The sequence below is a fragment of the Luteococcus sp. genome (genome assembly GCF_043424415.1).
In the GTDB taxonomy this organism is placed as follows: Bacteria; Actinomycetota; Actinomycetes; order Propionibacteriales; family Propionibacteriaceae; genus Luteococcus.
The window spans coordinates 1-3832 of sequence record NZ_JBHWOO010000215.1; the positions used below are offsets into that span (position 1 = coordinate 1).

Annotated in this window: 5 protein-coding genes; 1 reads left to right on the top strand and 4 read right to left on the bottom strand. The window is 67.0% G+C overall.

Annotated elements, in window-relative coordinates; all coding sequences use genetic code 11:
- The 4 genes from ACHFFZ_RS12590 to ACHFFZ_RS12605 all read right to left on the bottom strand — a co-directional run.
- The coding region (locus ACHFFZ_RS12590; RefSeq protein WP_394276951.1) for a formylglycine-generating enzyme family protein at positions 1–552 on the bottom strand (552 nt) is incomplete at its 3' end.
- Between the two features lie 183 nt (positions 553–735).
- Positions 736–1545: a MerR family transcriptional regulator gene (locus ACHFFZ_RS12595; RefSeq protein ID WP_394276952.1), complete on the bottom strand. Its 810-nt coding sequence runs from the start codon at positions 1543–1545 to the stop codon at positions 736–738.
- A 4-nt stretch (positions 1546–1549) separates the two neighbouring features.
- The gene (locus tag ACHFFZ_RS12600) at positions 1550–2062 is read right to left on the bottom strand and encodes a VOC family protein (RefSeq protein WP_394276953.1); all 513 of its coding nucleotides are present in this window, start codon (positions 2060–2062) and stop codon (positions 1550–1552) included.
- 111 nt (positions 2063–2173) lie between these two features.
- The gene (locus tag ACHFFZ_RS12605) at positions 2174–3055 is read right to left on the bottom strand and encodes a transposase (RefSeq protein WP_394276955.1); all 882 of its coding nucleotides are present in this window, start codon (positions 3053–3055) and stop codon (positions 2174–2176) included.
- Positions 3056–3153: 98 nt separating this feature from the next.
- On the opposite strand from ACHFFZ_RS12605, the gene ACHFFZ_RS12610 reads away from it, so the two are divergent.
- A complete protein-coding gene (locus tag ACHFFZ_RS12610; protein ID WP_394276954.1) occupies positions 3154–3783 on the top strand; it encodes a GNAT family N-acetyltransferase in 630 nt (209 codons plus the stop codon).
- The last annotated feature ends 49 nt before the right edge of the window (positions 3784–3832 follow it).

The window sequence follows — 3832 nt, forward strand, 5'->3', positions numbered from 1 at the left end:
GTGTCCGCCGAGCATGTCGAACAGTCCCCAGTCGTTGGGCTGTTTGAGCTTGACCTCGTGCACGTGGCCGTTGGAGTTGCCGGCGTACCAGCCGATGGCGTCGAGTTCGCCGTGGCGTGGCCCGGTGGTGCCGGCGCGGCAGGTGAATTGCCACTCGGCGTCGGTGGGGAGCCGGTAGCCGTCGGCGTGGTGCTTCCAGTCGACGATCCAGTCGTCGTGTTCGGGCTCGCTGTGGGCTCGCCACTGTGTCGGTGCGGGAAGCTCGCGGTGCCGGATCGTGTACACGGGTGTGAGTCCCTCGTGCATGGACAGTGTGTTGCAGAAGGTGATCGCGTCACGCCAGCTCACGTCCGTCTGTGGCAGGGCCGTCTCTTCCGGGACGACGGTGCCCCCGGTCACTTGGGCCCAGAGGCTGCGCGTGACCACCGTGGTGGCCAGTTCGAAGGGTTCGACGCGCACCGTCCAGGACGTGCCCGTGGAGCGATCGACGACGTGCTCTTCGACGGGGCCGAGGAGGGGTAGCGCCACCATCTCCACATTCATGGCTGCCATCGTCGCATGCTTGTCGGCAGGGCGACCGATCGTGAATTCCCAGCGGGTGTGGTGACCGACACGGTCGCATGTCACGCCTGGCCGTGTGGCTGATCCTGCGCTGATCGGCGTCCAGCCGGTGAGGGTGGACGAGGTGATCCAGCGGTTGCCGTGAGCAGGCGGCGCGATGTGCTGGTACGGGTTCTATTGCCAGGTTGCCTGGTCAGGGTTGATTCCGTGGGCTGCGGCGTTGTGGTTGATGGCGTGGTGTAGCCAGGTGGCCAGTCCGGGGCGGATGGTGTCGTAGTGGCGCCTGAAGTCGGGGTTGTTGGCGAACAGCCTGCCCAGGCAGACGTGCATCTGACGGGTGATGGGGAACAGCTCACTGAAGACGTGGCGGTGGCATTCGACGAGGTCACTGGCCGTGGGGCGGTCGGGTGGGAGGTTGCTGTCGATCGCTGCGGCGAAGCGGTCTTCGAGTGCGTGCATGCGCTGGGCGAGTTCGGCCCATTGTGTGGCGGAGCGGGTGGCGGAGCGTTCGGCGAATTGGGCCCATTGCAGGGTTGATCCCCATTGTTGGCGGGCGTCGTTGGCGTGGTGGGGGTTCCAGTCGTCGCCGAAGAGGGCTGTCTGCTCGTCGGGGGTCAGGAGGATTCCTTCGCGGTGGGCAGTGCTGATGCGTTCGAGTTGGTTGTCGAGGTCGGTGAGTTCGTCGATGCGTTGGGCCAGGAGTCGTCGCTGTTGGTCGAGGGCGGGGATGATCTGGTCGCTGGGGCGTTGCAGCAGGTCGCGGATGTCTTCGAGTCCGAGGCCGGCGCGTTGGTAGGCGACGATTCGCAGGATGCGGTCGATGTCGGGCTGGCTGTAGAGGCGGTAGCCGGCGGGGGTGCGGCTTGAAGGCGTGAGGAGCCCGATGTCGTCCCAGTGGTGAAGGGTGCGCACGGTGACGCCGGTGGCGCGCGCGGCCGCTCCGACGGTCATGCCCTGTTCGCCGGGGGCGTCTGCTTGGCTCATGGGTTCAGTCTTGCCGAGCCAGGCGGATTCCCACGGCTTCGAGGTTGCGTGCCTGGTCGGATTCTGGGTCCCAGGGCTTGGCGGCGGTGAAGACGATGCGGGCACCTTCGGGGGTGGTGAGTTCAAGGTCTCGGGTGTTCCACGGGGTGTCCTGTGGACCGGTCACGTTCGTCCCGGCCTGACGGCAGCGGTTGGCGATGTCGTCCAGTTCGCCCAGGAGGCAGGCGAAGCTCGTGAGTGGCTGGCCGGGAACCACTCGGGTGGGGTCGTTGGAGGGGACCAGCAAGACGTCCTGGAAGGCCCAGCGGCGCAGGTGCACGAGGCGACCGGGGATGCTGAACAGTTCGAAGAAGTCGAGGGTGTGGGTCCAGAAGTCCACGGATGCGGCGAGGTCTGGGCTGGCGAGGGTGACGAACATGGGCATGGCGTAGATGCCGCGGAAGGGTTCTGGTGCGACGGCATCGGGCCCGGGCGCCGGGACGGGGCTCGCGTCGAATGCGTTGAAGTAGTTGCTCATGCCCTTCACTGTCAGCCCTGACGCAGCGTGAGGGTCAAGTCACCCCCCGTCCGCTGGTCGTGGAGCTCGAGCGGTAGGAACTTCTCCCTTTTTGGGGGAACGCTGCCGTGGCTAGGCGTTTCTCCGACCGACGGTGGCGTGTTTCCCCTGCGTTCCCCCATCGGACTGGGCTGTGGAGGAACGAAAGTGAGGACGTTGTTGTGTCCATCTGTGTCCATGACAGGCACCCACGACAGGGAGATGGACATGGACACGTTGCGCGAGGCGCTGGGCACTGAGGTTCTGCTGCAGGCGGCTGATCGGCTGGCCCCGGGGTGGGGGATCAGTCATCCGGACCTGGGCTTGCTGAGGTCGGTCGACGACTTTCGACGCGCGTCGCGGACGGGCGATGTGATGGCCCGTGATGATGTGCTGATCGCGCTGGCGGGGTTGGCTCATGTGGAGGGTGAGAACTGTCCGGAGGCGGCGGCTGTGTTGTGCGAGTTGTTGATTCCCGTGACGCAGCAGCAGCTTCGACAACCGATGCCTGGCACGCATCAAGTCACTACGGCAGTCCTCCCTAGCCCTCACGAGGTCACGGGCAGCCTCGGTGAGCTCATCGGGAACGGTGACCGCCGAGTAGGCGTCCAACCGGAGCAGCATCGAGAGGTGTTCAGCGTCGATCGCATCGGTCTTCACCCGACTACCAGATGGACGTTGGAGTTTCGACGGGGCCGCGACCACCGTTCGGATGTCATTGCCCAGCAAGGTCCGGGCCAGACCGTAACCCGTCGGGCCCGCCTCATAGATCACCGCCGCTGGGCCGGGCAGGGCCTTGATCCAGGCCGTCACTTCCACAGGGTCGGGGCAGAGTCGGGCTTTGAAGATCTCGCCGGTCTGGACGTCCATCGCATGCGCCACCACGGAGCGGGCATGCACATCCAGACCAACACTCGTACGCTCGGTAAACAACCGGGGCCTCCCACGTATGTCGGAAAGGCCAGACAGGCCCACCCTGTCCGGCAACCCACGAATCGTTGCGCGGCGAGGCCCCGGCCTGCCAGAGCTCTCACCCCTGAATCGGGGTCACCCATACCGTCTAGGATGGCGGCATGTCCGATGCGCCGAAGCCACCCGTCCCCCCTGCCCCGGGAGCGCCGTCCGCTCCGGTGGCGCCCAGCGTGCGCCTGGCCATGCCGGCCGAGGCCCTGCAGATCGTCGAGATCCAACGCCGCGCCTGGGTGGGCGACCAGCTCAACCGCCGGATGCTCGACGAGGTCGACGCCGAGCAGATGGCCGAGGTCTGGCACCAGGCGATCACCCGTCCGCCGCTGGCGCACTTCCGAGTACTGGTGGCGATCCAGCCCTTCGGCGCAGCCGAACCCGGTGACGAGCCGGGCAGCACCCGCCAGCGCACCCGGGTCTGCGGCTTCGCGGCCATCGGCCCCAGCGACGACCCCGACGCGGATGTCACCGACTCGCTGGTGGCCGAGTTCACCGTCGACCCGTTGCTGACCGGTCAGGGCCACGAGGATCGGCTGATGCACGCCGTGGTCGAGACCATGCAGGCCGACGGCTACGAACGGGCCACCTGGTGGGTGCGCTCCGATGACGATGCCCTGCGCGCCTGGCTGGTGGAGGGTGGCTGGGCGGCCGACGGGGCACACCGCGAGGTGGGCACCGAGGACGGCATCGTGCGCGTCAAGCAGGTACGCCTGCACACCGACATCCGCAAGGACTGACCAGGAGACCACGCGAAGGTGCCCGCCCCCTGCCACAGGGTGCGGGCAC

Bases quoted from the DNA above. Each gene is read 5' to 3' on its own strand.
- ACHFFZ_RS12610 (WP_394276954.1), top strand. From the start codon at position 3,154: ATGTCCGATGCGCCGAAGCCACCCGTCCCCCCTGCCCCGGGAGCGCCG.
- ACHFFZ_RS12595 (WP_394276952.1), bottom strand. From the start codon at position 1,545: ATGAGCCAAGCAGACGCCCCCGGCGAACAGGGCATGACCGTCGGAGCG.
- ACHFFZ_RS12600 (WP_394276953.1), bottom strand. From the start codon at position 2,062: ATGAGCAACTACTTCAACGCATTCGACGCGAGCCCCGTCCCGGCGCCC.